This is a genomic window from Streptococcus sp. LYSM12, assembly GCF_004569635.1.
Lineage (GTDB): Bacteria > Bacillota > Bacilli > Lactobacillales > Streptococcaceae > Streptococcus.
Genome location: NZ_SPOZ01000033.1, coordinates 1 through 19350 on the forward strand (window position 1 = coordinate 1; position 19350 = coordinate 19350).

The following is a 19350-nucleotide window of genomic DNA, read 5'->3' on the forward strand; positions in this document are numbered from 1 at the left end:
CGTCGCTTTCATATCGCTTCATCCAGTGTCTGATAGTATAATCAGACACTTGGTAGGTTTTCGTTAATTGACTGAGGGACTGCTTATGGCTCAGATACAACTGAAGGATTTCACATTTTTCTTCTACTGATTTTGGACTTCTTTTAGACATACGAAAACTCCCCTTATAGTGTCTAGTGAATTTTTGTTTTTTCACTGTCTACTATAAGGGGAGTATATCATTTCTCAGTCTGCCAGTCTTTTTCGTTGTTGGGCTCGTGTAGATATAGTGAATTCTATCCCTACAAGCAGCTGTATCTGTAAGTTGAGCAAGCCCGCAACATCTAGGACCTTTTTCTAAGTTTTTGGATCGAATTCAATTCGTCCAGTTTTGCTTGTTAGAGTCTTTTAGTTTGCTTTTCGTACTAGACAACGCGTTTGCAGGCTGTACTAGAGTAGGGCAAAGCGAGGTAACGAAGTAATAAAGGATAAACGAAATGACTCTATAAAGTGTAAAATCCGACTAGCTACATTACGTGGCTAGTCGTTTTTCCTTTAGGATATTCTTTCAGAAATGACTTGACAATTCGTCAAAAGGTGAGTACAATAAAAGGAGAGGTTATAACCAGTTTTCAGTTAATATGTTAATTCAGCTAGAAACTAGTCTTGTAGAAAGGAAACGATATGTCAAACTATATTTTTGCTAAGTCCATCATTTTGTCAGATAGAGAGGTAGAAAACGCCTATCTTGAAATTACAGATGATGGTCAGTTCGGTGCGATTTTAACGGAAAAGCCAGATGGTACTATCGTGGATTATTCAGACTATCATATCGGACCTGGTCTCGTTGATACGCATATTCATGGCTATGCTTCCCATGATGTTATGGATAATGATTTTGAGGGGATCAAGGTGATTTCAGAAAGGCTGTTATCTTGCGGTGTGACGTCTTGGTTGCCAACGACTTTGACGGATACGACAGAAAATTTGGATGCCGTTTGTGAAACGATTGGTCGTCATGCAGGTGAGGAAAAAGGTGCTAAAATTCAAGGAATTTTCCTTGAGGGACCATTTTTTACTGAGAAATATAAAGGGGCTCAAAATCCTAAATACATGAGTGATCCGTCTGTAGAGAAATTGGATAAATGGCATCGATTGTCTGATGGATTGGTCAATAAGATTGCCATTGCTCCAGAGCGAGACGGTGTGGAAGAATTTATTCGCTTTGCCAAGGAGAAAAAGATTCATACCGCACTTGCTCATAGTGATGCCACCTATGAACAGGCAAAAAAGGCGGTTGAAATAGGCGCCAACATTTTTGTACATGTGTATAATGGTATGAGTGGACTTCATCACCGAGAGCCAGGAATGGTCGGTGCAGCACTTGACTTGAAGAATGTTTTTGCAGAAGTGATCTGTGATGGCTATCATGTGCATCCGGCAGCAGTTGAGATTGTTATGAAAGCGCGTGGTGTGGATGAAACAGTTCTTATTACAGACTGTATGCGTGCTGGAGGTCAAGGAGAGGGAGCTTCTCGCCTAGGAGAATTTGAAGTAGTGGTCAAAGATGGGACAGCACGTTTGAAACACAATGGTAGTCTAGCGGGTTCCATTTTGGAATTGATTCAAGCAGTCGAGCATATTGTGGAATGGGGCTTAGCAAGTTTATCGGATGCGGTTCGGATGGCCTCGCTTGCGCCAGCAAAATCTGTTAGTATCGATCATGTTTGCGGACAAATTGCAGCAGGTCGCGCAGCAGATTTCATCGTACTAGATGACAAAGGTCGTTTGCAGGCCACCTATTTGGATGGTGTCAAACGTTTCGGAGCTTAACAGTCTTCACAATGGATAGTTTATTGGCAGAAAGCCAGTTATTCGTGTTTATATTCTACTTTATCTAGGAGGAAGATAATGGAAAAATTACAACTTTCACAGGCAAAATACAATCATTTGGTTCGTCTATCAAATGCTGAAAAAGTGATTGCAGCTCTGGCGATTGATCAACGTGGTGCCTTGAAGCGCCTCTTGTCAGCGGCGGCCGACGCCAATTTTGGTGATGAGATATTGGTGGATTTCAAAAAGGTTATCTCCAGTGATTTGACCCAGTATGCAAGTTCTATCTTATTGGATGCAGAATATGGTGTGCCGGCAGCTGAATTGCGTCATAGAGATTGTGGCTTTATTGCAGCCTATGAAAAAACAGGCTATGATGCTTCAACACCAGGTCGTTTGCCGGACTTGCTTCCGAATTGGTCTGCAAAACGAATCAAGGAATTGGGTGCCGATGCGGTGAAAATCTTGCTCTATTATGATGTAGATGATAAGTCAGAAATCAATGATATGAAGCATGCCTGGGTGGAACGTATCGGTAGCGAATGCATCGCGGAAGATATTCCCTACTTCGTGGAAATTTTGACCTATGATGCGAGTGATATGGATGTGACTTCACGTGAATATGCAGCTTTAAAACCACATAAGGTTAATGGAGCTATGCGTGAATTTAGTAAGCCACGCTACCATGCGGATGTCTTGAAAGTAGAAGTACCTGTCAATATGAATTTTGTTGAGGGGTACACCGATCAAGAGCCTGTCTACAGCTTAGAGGAAGCTAAATCCTACTTCAAAGAGCAGGCAGAAGCCACGCATTTGCCATTTATCTTCTTGAGTGCAGGTGTGTCTGCTAAGCTCTTCCAAGAAACGTTAGTAGTAGCGAAAGAAGCAGGTTCTAGCTTTAATGGAGTACTTTGTGGTCGTGCTACTTGGAAAGATGCAGTTGCAATCTTTGCTAAAGAGGGTGAAGCAGCAGCTAAGGCTTGGTTAGCCAATCAAGGTCGCAAGAATATGGAAGAATTGAACAGTGTTCTTGCAACAACTGCAAGTTCTTGGCTTGATAAGGTAGAAGTACAGTAATATGCAAAAATCCAACTCTTGAGATAGAGTTGGATTTTTATAGTGTAGCAGGGAGGTTGTCAGTTCTTTGTTGAGTGCCAGCTACTGGTCAGCCACTAGTGAGTGGCAAGTTTGATAGTTGTGAGATAGTGAGCAACAATAATCTCTTCTCCGACTTGTTCTTAGTCTGAGTAAGGAACGGATACGCGTCAGCCATCCATGTTTTGTGCTTAGCTTACCTTGCTGAATTTCAGCTCTACTTTGGTTTAGTGGAGGCACTTTGCTATCCTTATCTCAGGTAGGCTGGGCAAAAATCCCAACTCTGCTTCTCAGCATTTGCCTCAACGATTATAATGCCGTTGACACTCGGAAATGAACGGCTGTTTCTCCTTGTTTCAAGGGAAGAGGCTGAAAACCTCCACACTCGTCAGATTTCCTACTTTTACCGTAGCTGTTGCAGGCTGTGCTTGCTTTACAGATATGGCTCCTTTTAGGGGGGACGAAGCCGTTACAAGGTTTACTTGCTTACGGCTTGCAAGCCAACCTGCTTCGATTGTTTAGCGGTAGCTAGCTGTCTCCTCCCTGCATTTCATTGGTGACGAGCCTAGCTATCTTCGCAGGGGTCTCACTATAAGGCTGGGCAAAAAGCCATCTCCACTTTTCAGAGTTTACCTCAGCATCTCAGCGCAGTGGTTGATTGGCAGATTTGTTCGTGTTTTACTCTCCAAATCTGGCCTAATCAACTGTGCGGGGGCGAGAAGACGAACTCTTTTCTACCCGTCGAGTTCTTTCTCGCTCCCTGTTCGGCCGCCTATTTTCGCTTTGAGTTTTTAACGGGCTTTGTATCTTGGTGTAATTGAACACAGCCTACGAGCTGCGTAAAAAAGATAGGTTTCCTGGAGTCTACAGACTCTGCGTCAACCTCCTATTTTTACCTTGCTCGCTTTACGGCTTTTGTATCTTGATGTAACTGAACTCGGGCTAAAATTCTAGTGAAAAAGATAAATTGCCTTGTGTCTTGGGACACGTCGTCAATTTCCTATTTTCATACGAATTTTTAGACGCCCTCGTATCTTATGTTACCCGAAAAAGGCTTGATACAAGGCCTTGAGAGCTTTTTCTTTTTCTTCGGTTTTGATAACGAATAAGACAGATACCTCGCTCGCACCTTGGGAAATCATGGCTAAGTTGATATTTTCTTTGGAGAGAGCTGCAGTTGCGGTTGCAGTGACCCCGACATGGCTCTTCATATTTTCACCGACAATCATAATAATGGAAAGACCGTGTTCAATTTCTGCCTTGTCTACTTCGAGCTTGGAATTGAGTTGGCGGAGAATTTCTTCTTCTTTGATTGGAGTCAATTCGCGGTCACGTAGGACAAGGGAGAGGTCATCAATCCCCGTTGGCATGTGTTCCCAGCGGATATTGAGCTCTTCTAGGATATGTAAGACCTTGCGACCGAAACCGACTTCTCGGTTCATCAAGTATTTGGACATATTGATGCTGACAAAGCCATCATTTGCTGCGATTCCGACAACAGGTAGCGTGTGATCGCTGTGCTTGAGAACAATCCGTGTACCAGGATGCTCTGGATTATTGGTATTTTTAATGACGAGAGGAATGCGTCCACGGTAAGCAGGAAGCAGAGCTTCATCATGAAGAACGGAAAAACCAGCGTAGGCTAATTCCCGCATCTCGCGATAGGTTAATTCCTTGATAGAGTGTGGATTGTGGATGATACCGGGGTGGGCCGCAAAAATCCCATCCACATCTGTGAAGTTTTCATATAGGTCCGCCTTGACACCAGCTGCTACGATAGAACCTGTAATATCTGAGCCGCCGCGAGAGAAAGTACAGATTTGGTTGTCAACTGTTACTCCGAAAAATCCAGGAATAACCAAGACCTCGTCTGCCTCGCTTAAGGCTTCGATTTTGTCATAACTAGACGGTAAAATGCGTGCATTTCCAGGTTCTGAGCTGACAACAATGCCTGCTTTTTTAGGGTGAATATAGCGGGCAGGAACGCCCTTATAGGTGAAGTATTCAGCGACCAATTTGGCATTGTTATCCTCACCTGCTGCCAAAAAGGCATCATAGAGAAATTCATTGTTGTCAATCGGAAGTGTTGCTAGGTTCAGAATGCTTTCTGTAATCTTCTTCATACATTTGCCTGGAAACTGTAGCTCATCCACCATAGCTTGATAGCGATTGATAATCCATTCTTGGCTGGCAGTAAGGTCTTTTCCATCTATGTAGTTTTTATAGTATTTGATAAGGGCGTCTGTCACTTTGGTATCGTTATTATCGCGCTTACCAGGAGCAGATACAACGACGAATCGACGTTCTGGATCTGCTTGAACAATGTTGAATACTTTTTCAAGTTGGGTAGCTGAAGCGAGAGAGCTACCACCAAATTTGGTCACTTTCATAAAATTTTCCAATCTCCTTTTATACTCTTCATCATTATAGCAAAAACGAATAGGGTTGTCAGTAGGGTCAGCAGGAAAGTTTAGGAATGTTCTGACTTTATGCTATAATGATAGGAGAACATCAAAAAAGGAGTAGCAGATGACCTATAAAGGGATTATTTTCGATATGGATGGTGTCTTGTTTCAGACAGAAGATTTTTACTATAAACGGCGGGCAGATTTTCTGGCGACCAAGGGTTTATCTGTTGCTCACTTGGATCCAGCTATTTTTGTAGGAGGACGGGTCAATCAAGTATGGAAGCTGGTGTTACGAGATGATTATGATCATTGGGATATTCCGGCTTTAGAAGCAGAATACAGGCAGTACAAGGAAGAGCGACCAACTCCTTATAAGGCTTGTGTCTTTTCAGATGTGTCAGAGGTCTTGTCTACTCTAAAAGAAAGAGGGATAGAGTTAGCACTTGCTTCGAATACGGATCGTAGTGAGATTGAGCGGGCTTTGACAGAGGCTGGTATTTTTTCCTATTTTTCTTATATTTTTTCTGGGACAGAATGTCGTTCTTGTAAGCCTGACCCTGAAATCTATGAGAAAGCCTGTGCCGAACTTGGATTTGTCAAGTCAGAAATCCTTGTCATTGAGGATAGTCCCAAAGGGATTGAAGCAGGAAAAGCTGCAGGTCTTACTGTCTGGGCGATTCGGGACCAGAAATTTGGCTTAGACCAATCACAGGCGGATGATTTTTTAGATCAATTAGGCGATCTTTTAGATAAAGTGTAAATTAAAAGGGACAAAGAGTCTTAGAATAGCAAGAATTATGTACATCAAAGACTGCAAAACGTGATGTACATAATTCTTATTTTTATAGCCGTTTCGTTTATTTTTAGTACTAGGCAAGGAGTCGCAGGTAGTACTGGAGTACAGCAAAACGAGTTAACGAAGTAATAAAAATATAAACTAAACGACTATACTATGTTCAAATTTAGTACCCGGTCGCACTAGTGACTTCTAATTCTTGCGTCAGCGTTAAAGAATGGTTGTCAAATGCGATGAAATCAAGGGTTTTCGAAATGAACTAGTACAAGGGGGAGGTAGGTATTTTTGGCTACTTGATAGAAATAGATATTTTCGGCTGTCACACCAGGGTGGTTGTCTTCTGAGAAATGTATGGTAGAATAGCTCCAAGACTTGAAACCTCTTTCTTTGAGGATTCAAAGTAAAAGGAGGAAAAAGATGACTTATACAACCATTCGATATGAAGTAGAAGAACAAATTGCGAGACTGACCTTGTGCCGTCCCGAAGTGTCAAATGGCTTTAATATTCCCATGTGTGAGGAAATCTTAGACGCGATTGGACAAACAGCTAAATCAACAGAGATAGCTATTTTGATTCTCCAAGCGGAGGGCTCCATTTTTTCAGTAGGTGGTGATTTGGCAGAAATGAAGCGGGCAGTAGATGAAGATGATATTGCTTCCTTGCTTCGAATCGCAGAGCTGGTCAATCGCATTTCCTTTGCTCTGAAGAAATTGTCCAAGCCAGTCATTCTGCTGGCAGATGGGGCAGTAGCAGGAGCTGCAGCTAATATGGCCGTTGCAGCAGATTTTGTCCTTGCTTCTGATAAGACTAAATTTATTCAGGCTTTTGTAGGAGTTGGTCTAGCGCCTGATGCAGGTGGCTTATTCTTACTCAGTCGTAGTATTGGTGCGACGCGTGCTAGTCAGTTAGCTATGACAGGAGAGAGTCTGACGGCAGAAAAAGCCTTGGAATATGGTCTAGTTTACCGAGTAGTTGAGCGGGATAAATTAGCCAAGACTTGCCAACAGTTGGTTAAACGTCTCTTGCGCTATTCTCCAAATTCGTACCGCGCGATTAAAGAATTGATGTGGAAAAGTGAATTTGAGCAGTGGGAAGAATATGCCCAGTTAGAGTTGAGTCTGCAAGGGGAACTTGCTTTTAAAGAAGATTTTAAAGAGGGGGTTCGAGCACATTTTGAACGCCGTAGACCACGCTTTACAGGGCAATAAGCCTATAACAGGTCATTTTATCTGAACTTAGAGGCTATTTCTCACGGTCGGTCGTAGGAGAGAGGGGGACTCCGCTGCTCTGCCTAAGAAAATGGAATGGCAGCAAAAGAAAGGACGACTAGCTCCTACTCTAGCTCTGAACATATTGGTATTCTTGATGTTTATCTGATGTGACAAAAAATATTTGACAATCAAACTAATCTATCGTATACTTTGAAAGTCAAAGTATGTAAGGAGGCTTTCGATTGTGGAAGATGCAAAAATCAATGAATATCTGACTGCGATTTTTAATAATGTCCTCATTATTGAAGAAACCAGTCTGCGGGGTAGTCGTTTTAAAGATATTTCAATCAAGGAAATGCATACAATCGATGTGATCGGTAACAAAGACGGTGTTACTCCGAGCGATGTTGCCCGTGCTTTGATGGTTACACTAGGTACGGTGACAACCAGTTTGAATAATTTGGAGCGAAAAGGCTATATTGAACGAATCCGATCTATCAAAGATCGCCGTGTGATTCATCTTCATTTGACCAAGAAAGGGAGATTGGTCTATCGCCTGCACCAACGATTTCATAATGAAATGGTGCGTCAAATTACATCAGACATGGATGAAGCTGAATTTAAGGTCATGAAAAAAGGCCTCTTGAAGCTCTATCATTTTCTGGAGGATCTAAAATGACGACCTTTGCAAAAATTAGCCAGGTAGCTCATTATGTACCAAAACAAGTGATTGACAATGCTCAGTTGGCGAAGCTGATGGATACGAGTGATGAATGGATTGCATCGCGGACAGGAATCCGTAGGCGCCATATCACCAAGGATGAAGAGACGAGTGATTTGGCCACGCAGGTAGCAAAACAGCTCTTGCAAAAAAGTGGCTACAATCCAGAGATGATTGATTTCATCATCGTTGCAACGATTACACCTGATTCAGCCATGCCGTCAACAGCAGCACGCGTTCAGGCGAGTATCGGTGCCAGTCAGGCCTTTGCTTACGATTTGGTCGCAGCTTGCTCGGGCTTTGTCTTTGCCTTGTCAACTGCTGAGAAGTTGATTGCATCAGGTCGCTACCAAAGGGGGATAGTGATTGGAGCAGAAACCCTATCTAAAACCATTGACTGGTCGGATAGAAGCACAGCCGTCCTCTTCGGAGATGGTTCAGGCGGTGTCTTATTAGAGGCCACTGATCAGCCCCATTTTCTGGGGGAAATTCATCGGACAGACGGTAGTAGAGGCAAGGCCTTACAATCGGGTGTTTCAGGCTTGTCTTCCCCATTTTCAGATGCTGGAGAAAATGCTCCTTATGTGAAAATGGAGGGACGCGCAATTTTTGAATTTGCGGTTCGGGATGTGACGAAGACCTTGCACGATTTGCTTGCCCATCAAGGCTTGTCAGACGAGGATGTAGACTATTATTTGCTACATCAGGCCAATCGACGAATTTTGGAAAAAATGGCCAAGAACTTAGGAAGTGATATGGCTAAATTTCCAGCTAATATGGCAGAATATGGCAATACCAGTGCGGCAAGTATTCCGATTTTACTGTCGGAGTGCGTAGAGCAAGGGAAAATCTTGCTTGATGGCAGCCAAACTCTTGTTATGAGTGGCTTTGGCGGAGGTCTTACCTGGGGAGCTATCCTCTTAAAACTTTAGTTAATAAACTGTTTTTACAGTTATTAATACTCAGAGAAAACGAACATCAGACTAGGTAACGAAATTGTAGCTAGCAACGTATGTTTTTGATTTTCAAAGAGTAAAAAATTTTTATTATCTTTCTTAAAGGAGAACTATCATGGCAGTATTTGAAAAAGTACAAGCAATCATTGTTGAAGAACTTGGTAAGGATGCAGAAGAAGTAACCCTTGCAACAACATTTGAAGATTTAGATGCAGATTCGTTGGATCTTTTCCAAGTAATCTCAGAAATCGAAGACGAGTTTGATATTCAAATTGACTCTGAAGAAGGCTTAAATACGGTAGGTGACCTTGTGGCTTACGTGGAAGAGCAAACGAAATAATACTCGTTAAACATCAGCTTCTGGTATCATTAACGAACCTTGGTGAACTGTTAAAGATATGGAGATTTGCTTGTGGGTTTAAAGAACTTGATTTTTCTCACTCTTTTATTTCTAGGTTCAGTCTATCATCATCTGCTAGATTATCCTCGCTTTTTGATTCCTAGGATGAGGTATCAAACTGTTGAAACTGTAAAAGATAAGGAAGTTGGGGGGAGCTTTGCACAGAATCTTATCGATAATTGTTTCGTTCGATGCTGATTTTATAGAGTATCCAAATGCTAGTTTCTAGCATTTTTCCAGAGTATATAGTTTGATAATCAAAACATTGACTTATCAAACTATTTTTAAATAGGTAGTGGGGAAAAAGCCCACTTCCTTGTTTAGTTAATTGTTTGATATTCAAATGATTAACTAAGCAACTGATGAATTGAAAGAGGGCATAATGCAAACAAAAATAACAGAGCTACTTGATATTGAGTATCCGATTTTTCAAGGTGGTATGGCCTGGGTTGCGGATGGTGATTTAGCGGGCGAGGTTTCAAACGCAGGTGGTCTAGGGATTATCGGTGGAGGAAATGCTCCGAAAGAAGTCGTGAAAGCCAATATCGATAAGGTCAAATCGTTGACAAACAAGCCTTTTGGGGTCAATATTATGCTTTTATCTCCATTTGTTGATGATATTGTCGACTTGGTTATTGAAGAGGGGGTAAAGGTCGTGACGACTGGAGCTGGAAATCCCGGAAAGTACATGGAGCGTTTCCATGAAGCAGGGATTACAGTCATTCCCGTTGTTCCAAGCGTTGCCCTTGCAAAACGTATGGAAAAGCTAGGTGTGGATGCAGTCATTGCAGAAGGCATGGAGGCGGGGGGCCACATTGGAAAATTGACGACCATGACCTTGGTGCGCCAGGTAGTAGAAGCTGTTTCGATTCCAGTCATTGCAGCTGGAGGCATTGCAGATGGTCGTGGTGCAGCAGCGGCTTTTATGCTAGGAGCAGAAGCTGTTCAGGTAGGAACTCGTTTTGTTGTTGCAAAAGAATCCAATGCCCATCCAAATTTCAAGGCTAAGATTCTCAAGGCGAAAGATATTGATACGACGATTTCTGCTCAAGTAGTTGGTCATCCTGTACGCGCTCTTAAAAATAAGCTTTCAACTGCTTATGCCAGTGCGGAAAAAGATTTCCTTCGTGGTCTGAAAGACAGTAAAGACATTGAAGAATTGGGGGCGGGTGCACTGAAACATGCTGTAGTAGACGGTGATGTGGAATACGGATCGGTCATGGCAGGGCAAATTGCTGGCTTGATTAGTAAAGAAGAGACTTGTGCGGAGATTTTACGTGATATTTATGACGGAGCAGCTCGCGTAATCAAAGAACAAGCCGCCCGCTGGGAAATATAAGATACCAAGCCCGTAAAAAACTCAAAGCGAAAATAGGAAATTTGACGAAGAAACTTTAGTTTCTAGGAGAATTTTTCTTTTTCGCACAGAGTTTAGGGCGAGTTCAATTCCACAAGATACGAGGGCGTGTAAAAAGCGACTGTACCCAGTGCCTAAGAAACTCTCCGCTGGATAGTTTCTTCCATATCTGTAAAGCAGGCACAGCCTGCAACAGCTACGGTAAAAATAGGAAATTTGACGAGTGAAAAGCTCCAGTGGAGGTTTTTAGCCTATAAAGGGGATTTGATAGGAATGCAAGTTTTAATCACAGATAAAAGGAAGGATTATAAGCAGAGAAAAATGACAAAAACGGCTTATTTATTTGCTGGTCAAGGTGCCCAATATCTGGGCATGGGACGGGATTTGTATGATCAGTATGAAATTGTAAGAATAACGTTTGATGAGGCGACCAGTGCCCTTGGCTATAATGTACGAGAGTTGATTGATTCAGATGAAAAGAAACTTAACCAGACTCGTTATACTCAACCTGCTATTTTGACAACGTCAGTTGCCATTTGGCGTTTGTTGCAAGAAAAGGGAGCTAGGGCAGATATGGTAGCTGGTCTATCTCTTGGAGAGTACAGCGCCTTGGTGGCTTCAGGAGCCTTGGAGTTTAAAGAAGCAGTTGCCTTGGTGGCTAAGCGTGGGGAATATATGGAGTTAGCTGCTCCGGCGGGTAGCGGAAAAATGGTTGCTGTGTTAAATGCTGATGTAGAGATGATAGAAAAGGCTTGCCAGTCTGCATCGCACTATGGAATTGTAGCACCTGCCAACTATAATACCCCTGCTCAAATCGTCATCGGTGGGGAGGTCACTGCGGTTGATGTGGCAGTAAATTTACTGAAAGATGCCGGCGTGAAGCGGATGATTCCGCTCAATGTATCAGGACCATTTCATACCGCCCTCTTGCAACCTGCTTCAGAACGTTTAGGAGAAGCGCTAGCCAGTGTCTCTTTCCGAGACTTTGATATTCCCCTAGTAGGTAATACTCTTGCTCAAGTCATGACTAAGGAGGAGATCGTCCCTCTTTTGACTCGTCAGGTTAAGGAACCGGTTCGTTTTTATGATTCGGTTGCCTGCTTGCAGGAGGCAGGGGTAACAGACTTTGTTGAAATTGGTCCGGGAGCAGTCTTATCAGGCTTTTTGAAAAAAATAGACCGTTCAGCAAGTATCAGGCAGGTGGAAAATCTCGCTACGCTTGAGGCATTCGTGATAGAGGAGTAAAAAATGGAAGTAAATGGAAAAAATGTGTTGATTACAGGTTCTAGTCGGGGAATTGGTCTTGGGATTGCCCATGAATTTGCAAGGCAGGGTGCCAATGTCATATTAAACGGACGAAGCAATATTTCAGAAGAAGTCCTTGAGAGTTTTGCCGGCTATGGTGTTCAGGTTCATGTGGTGATTGGTGATGTTTCTAATCAGTTGGATGCCAAGCGTATGGTGGCAGAAGCGATTCAGCTTGCAGGCTCGGTTGATGTCTTAGTCAACAATGCAGGTATTACCAAAGATGGACTGGCGCTCAGAATGTCAGAAGAAGATTTTACAGCGGTGCTCAATGTCAATCTGACAGGAACTTTCAACATGACACAAGCTGTTTTGAAACCCATGACCAAGGCAAAGAGTGGGGCTATTATCAATTTGTCGAGTGTTTCAGGGCTGATAGGAAATGCTGGTCAGGCGAATTATGCAGCTTCTAAAGCGGGTGTGATTGGTTTTACCAAATCCATTGCTCGTGAAGTGGCAGGACGTAATATCCGTGTCAATGCGATTGCCCCAGGTTTTATCGAGTCGGATATGACCGCTGTATTATCGGATAAAATTAAAGAAGCCATGTTGGGACAAATTCCTATGAAACGCTTTGGTCTAACCCAAGAAGTGGCAGAGGTTGCAGTTTTCCTAGCCCGCCAAGAATACCTCACTGGCCAAGTCATTGCTATTGATGGCGGCTTAACCATGCAATAAAGGAGTAAGATATGACAACAAATCGCGTAGTAGTAACAGGATATGGCTTAACATCACCCATTGGCAATACACCTGAGGAATTTTGGAATAGCTTAAAAAGTGGAAAGGTCGGAATTGGTCCGATTACCAAATTTGACACAAGTGATTACAAGGTTCACAATGCAGCAGAAGTGCTTGATTTTCCTTTTGACAAGTATTTCGTAAAAAAAGATACGAACCGCTATGACCTATACTCTCTTTATGCCATGTATGCAACCCATGAAGCAGTTGCCAATGCAGACTTAAAGACAGACAGTCTTGATCATGATCGTTTTGGTGTCATCTTATCAACTGGTATCGGTGGAATTAAGGAGATTGAAGATCAGGTTGAAAGAATGAATACCAAGGGAGCAAGTCGCATTCGCCCGATGGCTCTTCCAAAGGCGCTTCCTAATATGGCTGCTGGAAATATCGCCATGCAGGTAGGAGCAAATGGAATTTGTAAATGTGTGATTACTGCTTGTGCGTCTTCAAATGATGCGATTGGTGAAGCTTTCCGTGAAATCAAATTCGGCTTCCAAGACGTCATCTTAGCAGGGGGATCAGAAGCAGCGATTACACCATTTGCTATCGGTGGTTTCCAAGCCTTGACAGCACTATCTACCACAGAAGATCCGTTCAGAGCTTCAATTCCATTTGATAAGGATCGCAATGGTTTTGTTATGGGAGAAGGAGCAGCGATTTTGGTGTTGGAAAGCTTGGAGCATGCTGAGAAACGCGGGGCGACTATTTTAGCAGAAATTGTTGGCTATGGAAACACTTGTGATGCTTACCATATGACCTCTCCTCATCCAGAGGGGCTTGGTGCTATCAAGGCCATGAAGTTAGCGCTTGGTGAAGCAGGTCTTACACCTCAAGATATTGATTATATCAATGCACACGGTACCTCTACTCCAGCCAATGAAAAAGGGGAAAGCCAAGCTATTGTAGCGCTATTTGGTACAGAAACCCCTGTTTCTTCTACCAAGTCTTATACGGGACATTTGTTAGGAGCAGCAGGTGCGATTGAGGCAGTTGCGGTGATTGAGGCTATGCGCCATTCTCATGCTCCAAAAACAGCAGGAACCCAGACACTATCTGACGACATTGAAGCAGATGTAATCTACGGTCAAGGTCGCGACATGGAAATTCGCTATGCCATTTCTAATACCTTTGGTTTTGGTGGACATAATGCGGTCGTTGCCTTTAAACGTTGGGAGGATTAAGTGAACAATACAGAGATTAAGGACTTGATGAGTCAGTTTGACCAGTCAAGTCTGCGTGAATTTTCATATACAAATGATGGTCTTCAGCTCGTTTTCAGTAAAAATGAACACAAGGCTGAGGCTGTTGTACCTATCGTAAGTCCAGTTGCTCTACCAGAAGCAGCTGAGGTTTCTCAAGTGGAAGTTGCATCAGCAACGACATGTGATGTGGCCAGCGAGGGGACAGTGATTGAAAGTCCGCTCGTAGGGGTAGCTTATCTATCACCTTCACCAGACAAAGCAACCTTTGTTTCTGTAGGGGATACTGTCAAAAAAGGGCAGACAGTGATGATTATCGAGGCCATGAAAGTTATGAATGAAATCCCTGCACCGTGTGATGGAACAGTAGCGGAGATCTTGGTTGCAAATGAAGATGTGATTGAATTTGGACAAGGATTGGTGCGGATTGTATGATCGATATTCAAAAAATAAAAGAAGCTCTTCCTCATCGTTATCCCATGCTTTTGGTGGATCGAGTGCTTGAACTGAAAGAAGATGAGATTGTTGCCCTTAAAAATGTGACCATTAACGAGCCTTTCTTTAACGGACATTTTCCAAGCTATCCTGTTATGCCAGGAGTTCTCATCATGGAAGCTCTAGCACAGACGGCGGGTGTCTTGGAATTATCTAAGGAAGAAAATAAAGGAAAATTAGTCTTTTACGCAGGCATGGACAAGGTCAAATTTAAAAAACAAGTTGTGCCAGGTGATCAGCTCATCATGACAGCTCGATTTGTCAAGCGCTGTGGCACGATTGCGGTCGTAGAAGCTAAAGCGGAAGTAGACGGAAAACTAGCAGCTAGCGGAACCTTGACCTTTGCTATTGGAAGCTAAGAGAAAGGAGGAGAGTATGTTTCGGAAAATACTGATAGCCAATCGTGGAGAGATTGCAGTACGAATCATTCGAGCGGCACGTGAATTAGGGATAGCAACGGTGGCAATTTATTCAACGGCTGATAAGGAAGCCCTCCACACGATGTTGGCTGACGAGGCGATTTGTATTGGGCCAGCTAGATCAAGAGATTCTTATTTGAATATGAATGCCATTATTTCTGCGGCAGTTGTTACAGGAGCAGAGGCGATTCACCCTGGATTTGGTTTTTTAAGTGAAAATTCAACTTTTGCGACACTCTGTAGAGAAGTAGGGATTTCATTTATCGGACCGTCTGGGGAAGTCATGGACATGATGGGAGATAAAATCAATGCCCGTACTCAGATGATTCAGGCAAATGTCCCAGTTATTCCGGGTTCTGATGGCGAAATCATGACTGCAGACGAGGCGCTTGCTGTCGCAACAGAAATCGGCTATCCAGTTATGCTTAAGGCCTCAGCTGGTGGCGGTGGAAAGGGAATTCGCAAAGTAGAAAAAGCGGAGGACTTGGTAGACGCCTTTGAATCCGCTTCAAGTGAAGCTAAGGCTGCTTTTGGCAATGGTGCCATGTATTTGGAACGGGTCATCTATCCCGCAAGACATATAGAAGTCCAGATTTTAGCGGATCAATTTGGCCATGTCATACACCTAGGAGAGCGGGATTGCTCGCTCCAGCGCAACAATCAAAAGGTGTTAGAAGAAGCGCCGTCTATTGCGATTGGCCAGACTCTTCGTGAGAAGATTGGCCAGGCCGCGGTGCGTGCAGCAGCAGCAGTCGGTTATGAAAATGCAGGAACCATCGAATTTCTTTTAGATGAAGCAAGTGGTCAATTCTACTTTATGGAAATGAATACTCGTGTGCAGGTAGAACATCCTGTGACCGAATTTGTAACAGGTATTGATATTGTCAAAGAACAAATTCGCATTGCTGCAGGTCAAGAATTGAACGTTCGTCAGGAAGATATCGTGATTCAGGGGCATGCTATTGAGTGCCGAATCAATGCTGAAAATCCAGCCTTAAACTTTGCACCAAGTCCCGGAAAAATTTCGAATCTCTACTTGCCGAGCGGTGGTGTCGGAGTGCGGGTGGATTCCGCCGTTTATTCTGGTTATACCATTCCACCTTACTATGATAGTATGATTGCCAAGGTCATTGTTCACGGTGCGAATCGTTTTGAGGCCTTGATGAAAATGCAGCGAGCCTTGTATGAGCTAGAAATTGACGGCCTTGTGACCAATACAGACTTTCAGCTGGATTTGATTGCAGATAGACGCGTGGTTGCAGGTGATTACGATACGGCCTACCTCATGGAGGAGTTTCTACCACGTTATTGTGAAGAAGTGGGATAGACTGCCTTGTCTTCGTTAAACACGGGATTAATCTCTTGTTTTTACGGTGTGTTCTTTATGGGCTTGTATCTTGTGTAATTGAACACGCCCTAAACTCTGTGCGAAAAAGAAAAATTCTCCTAGAAACCAACGTTTCTTCGTCAAATTTCCTATTTTCGCTTTGAGTTTTTAACGGGCTTTGTATCTTGATGTAATTGAACTCGGGCTACAACTCTCTGACAAAAAGACCAATCTCATTGGTTGCAAGTCACCCAGCTTCGATTGTCTATTTTGTCTAGGAGTTGCTTAACGCCCTCGTATCTTGATGTAACTGAACTCGGGCTACGAGCTGTGCAAAAAAGAAAGGCAAATGTTCTAGCTTTAGGAAGTAGGCTGAAAACCTCCACTGGAGGTTTTCACTCGTCGTCTTTCCTATTTTTCATTCGCTTTTTCACGCCCTCGTATCTTGTGTAATTGAACACGCCCTAAACTCTGTGCGAAAAAGAAAAATTCTCCTAGAAACCAACGTTTCTTCGTCAAATTTCCTATTTTCGCTTTGAGTTTTTAACGGGCTTGGTATCTTGTGTAATTGAACTCGGGCTACGAGCTGTGCAAAAAAGAAAGGCAAATGTTCTAGCTTTAGGAAGTGGGCTGAAAACCTCCACTGGAGGTTTTCACTCATCGTATTTCCTATTTTTACCGTAGCTGTTGCAGGCTGTGCCTAAGAAACTATCCAGCGGAGAGTTTCTTAGGCACAGGGTACAGTCGCTTTTTTCACGCCCTCGTATCTTGTGTAATTGAACACGCCCTAAACTCTGTGCGAAAAAGAAAAATTCTCCTAGAAACTAACGTTTCTTCGTCAAATTTCCTATTTTCGCTTTGAGTTTTTAACGGGCTTTGTATCTTGTGTAAAGGAGGAACTATGGTTTTATTTGGAAAAAAAGATAAATATATTCGCATCAATCCCAATCGATCCCTTATAGAAGAGACGAATCAGAGAAAGCCAGAAGTACCGGATGCCTTATTCTCAAAATGTCCAGCTTGTAAGAGGATGATTTATCAGAAAGAGTTAGGGCAGGAGAAGATGTGTCACTATTGTTCCTATGCCTTTCGGATTGGTGCTTACGAGCGCTTGGCTTTAACTGTTGATGAAGATTCCTTTGAAGAATTGTTTACCGGTATTGAAACGACAAATCCTCTTGATTTTCCAGATTATCTGGAAAAATTAGCGCTAGTCCGCAAAAAGACAGGGTTAGATGAAGCTGTCTTGACAGGAAGAGCAAAAATTGTAGGGCAGGATGTAGCTATAGGAATTATGGATGCTTCCTTTATCATGGCTAGTATGGGGACTGTTGTTGGTGAAAAAATCACTCGTCTCTTTGAATATGCCTTGGAACAAGCCTTGCCTGTGGTTTTATTTACGGCTTCAGGTGGTGCCAGAATGCAGGAGGGAATTATGAGTCTTATGCAGATGGCCAAGATTTCTGCAGCTGTTAAATGTCATTCCAAGGCGGGTCTCTTTTATTTAACTATCTTAACAGATCCAACAACAGGTGGAGTGACGGCCTCCTTTGCTATGCAAGGGGATATTATTCTAGCTGAACCGCAGGCTCTGGTTGGATTTGCAGGTCGCCGTGTGATTGAAACGACGGTTCGTGAACAGTTGCCAGATGATTTTCAAAAGGCGGAATTTCTACAAGAACATGGCTTTGTAGATGCGATTGTTAAGCGTCAAGAATTGCGAGATACTATCGGTTGTCTGGTTAGATTGCATGGAGGGCAGAGATGAAAGAGATAGCAAAGATAATGCGACAAGCGCGTGATCAGGCTCGATTAACTAGCCTGGATTATGCCCGCCTGCTTTTGGACGATCTTATAGAATTGCATGGGGACCGCCAGTTTCGGGATGATGGCGCGGTTATTGGTGGTGTCGGTTTTTTAGATGGAGAGCCTGTCACAGTAGTAGGTATCCAAAAGGGGAAGAGTTTGCAGGACAATCTCAAGCGTAATTTTGGTCAGCCACATCCGGAGGGCTATCGCAAGGCGCTACGTTTGATGAAGCAGGCAGAGAAGTTTGGGCGTCCGATTCTCACCTTGATAAATACTGCAGGAGCTTATCCAGGAATTCAGGCAGAAGAGCGAGGGCAGGGGGAAGCTATTGCCCGAAACCTCATGGAAATGAGCGATTTAAAGGTTCCGATTATTGCGCTTATTATCGGTGAGGGAGGTTCTGGCGGAGCGTTAGCTCTCGCAGTAGCAGATAGGGTATGGATGCTGGAAAATGCGATTTATGCAGTGCTGAGCCCAGAGGGGTTTGCTTCTATCCTATGGAAAGATGCTAGCCGTGCTATGGAAGCTGCCCGCCTTATGAAAATCACCTCTTATGAACTCTTAGAAATGGGAGTGATTGACAAGGTTATTTCAGAGCAACAGAGTCAACAAGAGCTTGTAAAGCACTTAAAACAAGAATTGATAACGAGTTTTAAGCATCTGCAGTCCCTATCCACAGAGCAATTAGTTGCAGAACGTTATCAACGTTTTCGAAAATATTGAAACAATCTCTAGAAAATTGGAGTAGAAAAGTTTTCGTTATGCTCGTGGTGCTTGAATCTGTAAATAAGTGTGTCACAAAGAATTGATTTTCTAACAGTTATAAGAGGAGAAGCTCCGGATACATGGATGTATAAAAAGAGTTCGTTTTTCCTCACTTCTTATATTTTGGGTTCGGGCTGAAGCGGTCTGGGAATAGGCTGTTTCACTTTCACCCCGCGCAGCTCCAACAGTCAGAGTAGTGACTGTTGGAGGTTGGAAATGATGCGAATGCGTTCGCATCAGTCGTAGCGGTCAGATGTGGAATGGGAAACACGAACCAATACGAGTAAAAAGCTCCACTGGAGCTTTTTAGCCTGTTCCCTTATAGCCGTTTCGTTTATTTTTAGTACTAAGCCAACGAGTCGCAGGTAGTACTGGAGTACAGCAAGACGAGTGAACGAAGTATAGTAAAATGAAGTAAAAACAGTACATTTGTGATATCATGTTTTTATGGCATATTCACTAGATTTTCGTAAAAAAGTCCTCGCATACTGTGACAAAACTGGTAGTATTTCTGAAGCATCTGCTGTTTTCCA

18 protein-coding genes are annotated in these 19350 nt (G+C 43.1%); 17 read left to right on the forward strand and 1 reads right to left on the reverse strand.

The window, feature by feature from the left end:
- Window positions 1-663: 663 nt before the first annotated feature.
- Both nagA and lacD read left to right on the forward strand, forming a co-directional pair.
- Window positions 664-1812, forward strand: a complete 1149-nt coding sequence (gene nagA / locus E4T79_RS09580; RefSeq protein ID WP_135029785.1) for an N-acetylglucosamine-6-phosphate deacetylase — start codon at window positions 664-666, stop codon at window positions 1810-1812.
- A 78-nt stretch (window positions 1813-1890) separates the two neighbouring features.
- Window positions 1891-2889, forward strand: a complete 999-nt coding sequence (gene lacD / locus E4T79_RS09585) for a tagatose-bisphosphate aldolase (RefSeq protein WP_135029787.1) — start codon at window positions 1891-1893, stop codon at window positions 2887-2889.
- A 1058-nt stretch (window positions 2890-3947) separates the two neighbouring features.
- On the opposite strand, the gene E4T79_RS09590 is transcribed toward lacD, so the two are convergent.
- Window positions 3948-5297, reverse strand: coding sequence for an aspartate kinase (locus E4T79_RS09590; protein WP_135029789.1), 1350 nt, complete (start codon window positions 5295-5297; stop codon window positions 3948-3950).
- Window positions 5298-5436: 139 nt separating this feature from the next.
- Here E4T79_RS09590 and E4T79_RS09595 point away from each other — a divergent pair, with 139 nt between their 5' ends.
- From E4T79_RS09595 to E4T79_RS09665, 15 genes are all read left to right on the forward strand, one after another.
- Entirely contained in the window at window positions 5437-6075 is a 639-nt protein-coding gene (locus E4T79_RS09595) for an HAD family phosphatase (protein ID WP_135029791.1), read from the forward strand.
- 453 nt (window positions 6076-6528) lie between these two features.
- Window positions 6529-7320, forward strand: a complete 792-nt coding sequence (locus E4T79_RS09600) for an enoyl-CoA hydratase (RefSeq protein ID WP_135029793.1) — start codon at window positions 6529-6531, stop codon at window positions 7318-7320.
- A 247-nt stretch (window positions 7321-7567) separates the two neighbouring features.
- Complete coding sequence (locus tag E4T79_RS09605) at window positions 7568-8002, forward strand: MarR family transcriptional regulator (RefSeq protein WP_135029795.1); 435 nt, start codon at window positions 7568-7570, stop codon at window positions 8000-8002.
- A complete protein-coding gene (locus E4T79_RS09610) occupies window positions 7999-8976 on the forward strand; it encodes a beta-ketoacyl-ACP synthase III (protein ID WP_135029797.1) in 978 nt (325 codons plus the stop codon). The genes E4T79_RS09605 and E4T79_RS09610 overlap by 4 nt, the downstream gene beginning before the upstream one ends.
- Before the next feature lie 139 nt (window positions 8977-9115).
- Window positions 9116-9340 carry an acyl carrier protein gene (locus E4T79_RS09615; RefSeq protein ID WP_135029799.1) on the forward strand — a complete coding sequence of 75 codons (225 nt, stop codon included), beginning with the start codon at window positions 9116-9118 and terminating at the stop codon, window positions 9338-9340.
- A 442-nt stretch (window positions 9341-9782) separates the two neighbouring features.
- Window positions 9783-10739 (forward strand): enoyl-[acyl-carrier-protein] reductase FabK, encoded by a 957-nt coding sequence (gene fabK, locus E4T79_RS09620; RefSeq protein WP_135029801.1) that lies wholly within the window; start codon window positions 9783-9785, stop codon window positions 10737-10739.
- 339 nt (window positions 10740-11078) lie between these two features.
- Entirely contained in the window at window positions 11079-12002 is a 924-nt protein-coding gene (gene fabD / locus E4T79_RS09625; protein ID WP_135029803.1) for an ACP S-malonyltransferase, read from the forward strand.
- A 3-nt stretch (window positions 12003-12005) separates the two neighbouring features.
- The gene (gene fabG, locus E4T79_RS09630) at window positions 12006-12740 is read left to right on the forward strand and encodes a 3-oxoacyl-[acyl-carrier-protein] reductase (RefSeq protein WP_135029805.1); all 735 of its coding nucleotides are present in this window, start codon (window positions 12006-12008) and stop codon (window positions 12738-12740) included.
- Window positions 12741-12751: 11 nt separating this feature from the next.
- On the forward strand, window positions 12752-13984 hold the full coding sequence (fabF, locus tag E4T79_RS09635) for a beta-ketoacyl-ACP synthase II (RefSeq protein WP_135029807.1): 1233 nt from the start codon (window positions 12752-12754) through the stop codon (window positions 13982-13984).
- Window positions 13985-14437: an acetyl-CoA carboxylase biotin carboxyl carrier protein gene (gene accB / locus E4T79_RS09640; protein ID WP_135029809.1), complete on the forward strand. Its 453-nt coding sequence runs from the start codon at window positions 13985-13987 to the stop codon at window positions 14435-14437.
- On the forward strand, window positions 14434-14856 hold the full coding sequence (gene fabZ, locus E4T79_RS09645; RefSeq protein WP_135029811.1) for a 3-hydroxyacyl-ACP dehydratase FabZ: 423 nt from the start codon (window positions 14434-14436) through the stop codon (window positions 14854-14856). The genes accB and fabZ overlap by 4 nt, the downstream gene beginning before the upstream one ends.
- A gap of 16 nt (window positions 14857-14872) precedes the next feature.
- Window positions 14873-16243: an acetyl-CoA carboxylase biotin carboxylase subunit gene (locus E4T79_RS09650; RefSeq protein ID WP_135029813.1), complete on the forward strand. Its 1371-nt coding sequence runs from the start codon at window positions 14873-14875 to the stop codon at window positions 16241-16243.
- Window positions 16244-17144: 901 nt separating this feature from the next.
- Window positions 17145-18011: an acetyl-CoA carboxylase, carboxyltransferase subunit beta gene (accD, locus tag E4T79_RS09655; RefSeq protein ID WP_135029815.1), complete on the forward strand. Its 867-nt coding sequence runs from the start codon at window positions 17145-17147 to the stop codon at window positions 18009-18011.
- Entirely contained in the window at window positions 18008-18775 is a 768-nt protein-coding gene (locus E4T79_RS09660) for an acetyl-CoA carboxylase carboxyl transferase subunit alpha (RefSeq protein WP_135029817.1), read from the forward strand. The genes accD and E4T79_RS09660 overlap by 4 nt, the downstream gene beginning before the upstream one ends.
- A 489-nt stretch (window positions 18776-19264) precedes the next feature.
- On the forward strand, window positions 19265-19350 hold an 86-nt coding region (locus tag E4T79_RS09665), incomplete at its 3' end, for an IS630 transposase-related protein (protein ID WP_135028820.1).

Excerpts from the sequence above, each read along its gene's own strand:
- fabD (WP_135029803.1), top strand. The coding sequence starts at position 11,079 with ATGACAAAAACGGCTTATTTATTTGCTGGTCAAGGTGCCCAATATCTG.
- E4T79_RS09600 (WP_135029793.1), top strand. The coding sequence starts at position 6,529 with ATGACTTATACAACCATTCGATATGAAGTAGAAGAACAAATTGCGAGA.
- E4T79_RS09615 (WP_135029799.1), top strand. The coding sequence starts at position 9,116 with ATGGCAGTATTTGAAAAAGTACAAGCAATCATTGTTGAAGAACTTGGT.
- E4T79_RS09650 (WP_135029813.1), top strand. The coding sequence starts at position 14,873 with ATGTTTCGGAAAATACTGATAGCCAATCGTGGAGAGATTGCAGTACGA.
- fabK (WP_135029801.1), top strand. The coding sequence starts at position 9,783 with ATGCAAACAAAAATAACAGAGCTACTTGATATTGAGTATCCGATTTTT.
- E4T79_RS09660 (WP_135029817.1), top strand. The coding sequence starts at position 18,008 with ATGAAAGAGATAGCAAAGATAATGCGACAAGCGCGTGATCAGGCTCGA.
- E4T79_RS09590 (WP_135029789.1), bottom strand. The coding sequence starts at position 5,297 with ATGAAAGTGACCAAATTTGGTGGTAGCTCTCTCGCTTCAGCTACCCAA.
- fabZ (WP_135029811.1), top strand. The coding sequence starts at position 14,434 with ATGATCGATATTCAAAAAATAAAAGAAGCTCTTCCTCATCGTTATCCC.
- fabF (WP_135029807.1), top strand. The coding sequence starts at position 12,752 with ATGACAACAAATCGCGTAGTAGTAACAGGATATGGCTTAACATCACCC.
- fabG (WP_135029805.1), top strand. The coding sequence starts at position 12,006 with ATGGAAGTAAATGGAAAAAATGTGTTGATTACAGGTTCTAGTCGGGGA.
- E4T79_RS09610 (WP_135029797.1), top strand. The coding sequence starts at position 7,999 with ATGACGACCTTTGCAAAAATTAGCCAGGTAGCTCATTATGTACCAAAA.
- accD (WP_135029815.1), top strand. The coding sequence starts at position 17,145 with ATGGTTTTATTTGGAAAAAAAGATAAATATATTCGCATCAATCCCAAT.
- nagA (WP_135029785.1), top strand. The coding sequence starts at position 664 with ATGTCAAACTATATTTTTGCTAAGTCCATCATTTTGTCAGATAGAGAG.
- lacD (WP_135029787.1), top strand. The coding sequence starts at position 1,891 with ATGGAAAAATTACAACTTTCACAGGCAAAATACAATCATTTGGTTCGT.
- E4T79_RS09595 (WP_135029791.1), top strand. The coding sequence starts at position 5,437 with ATGACCTATAAAGGGATTATTTTCGATATGGATGGTGTCTTGTTTCAG.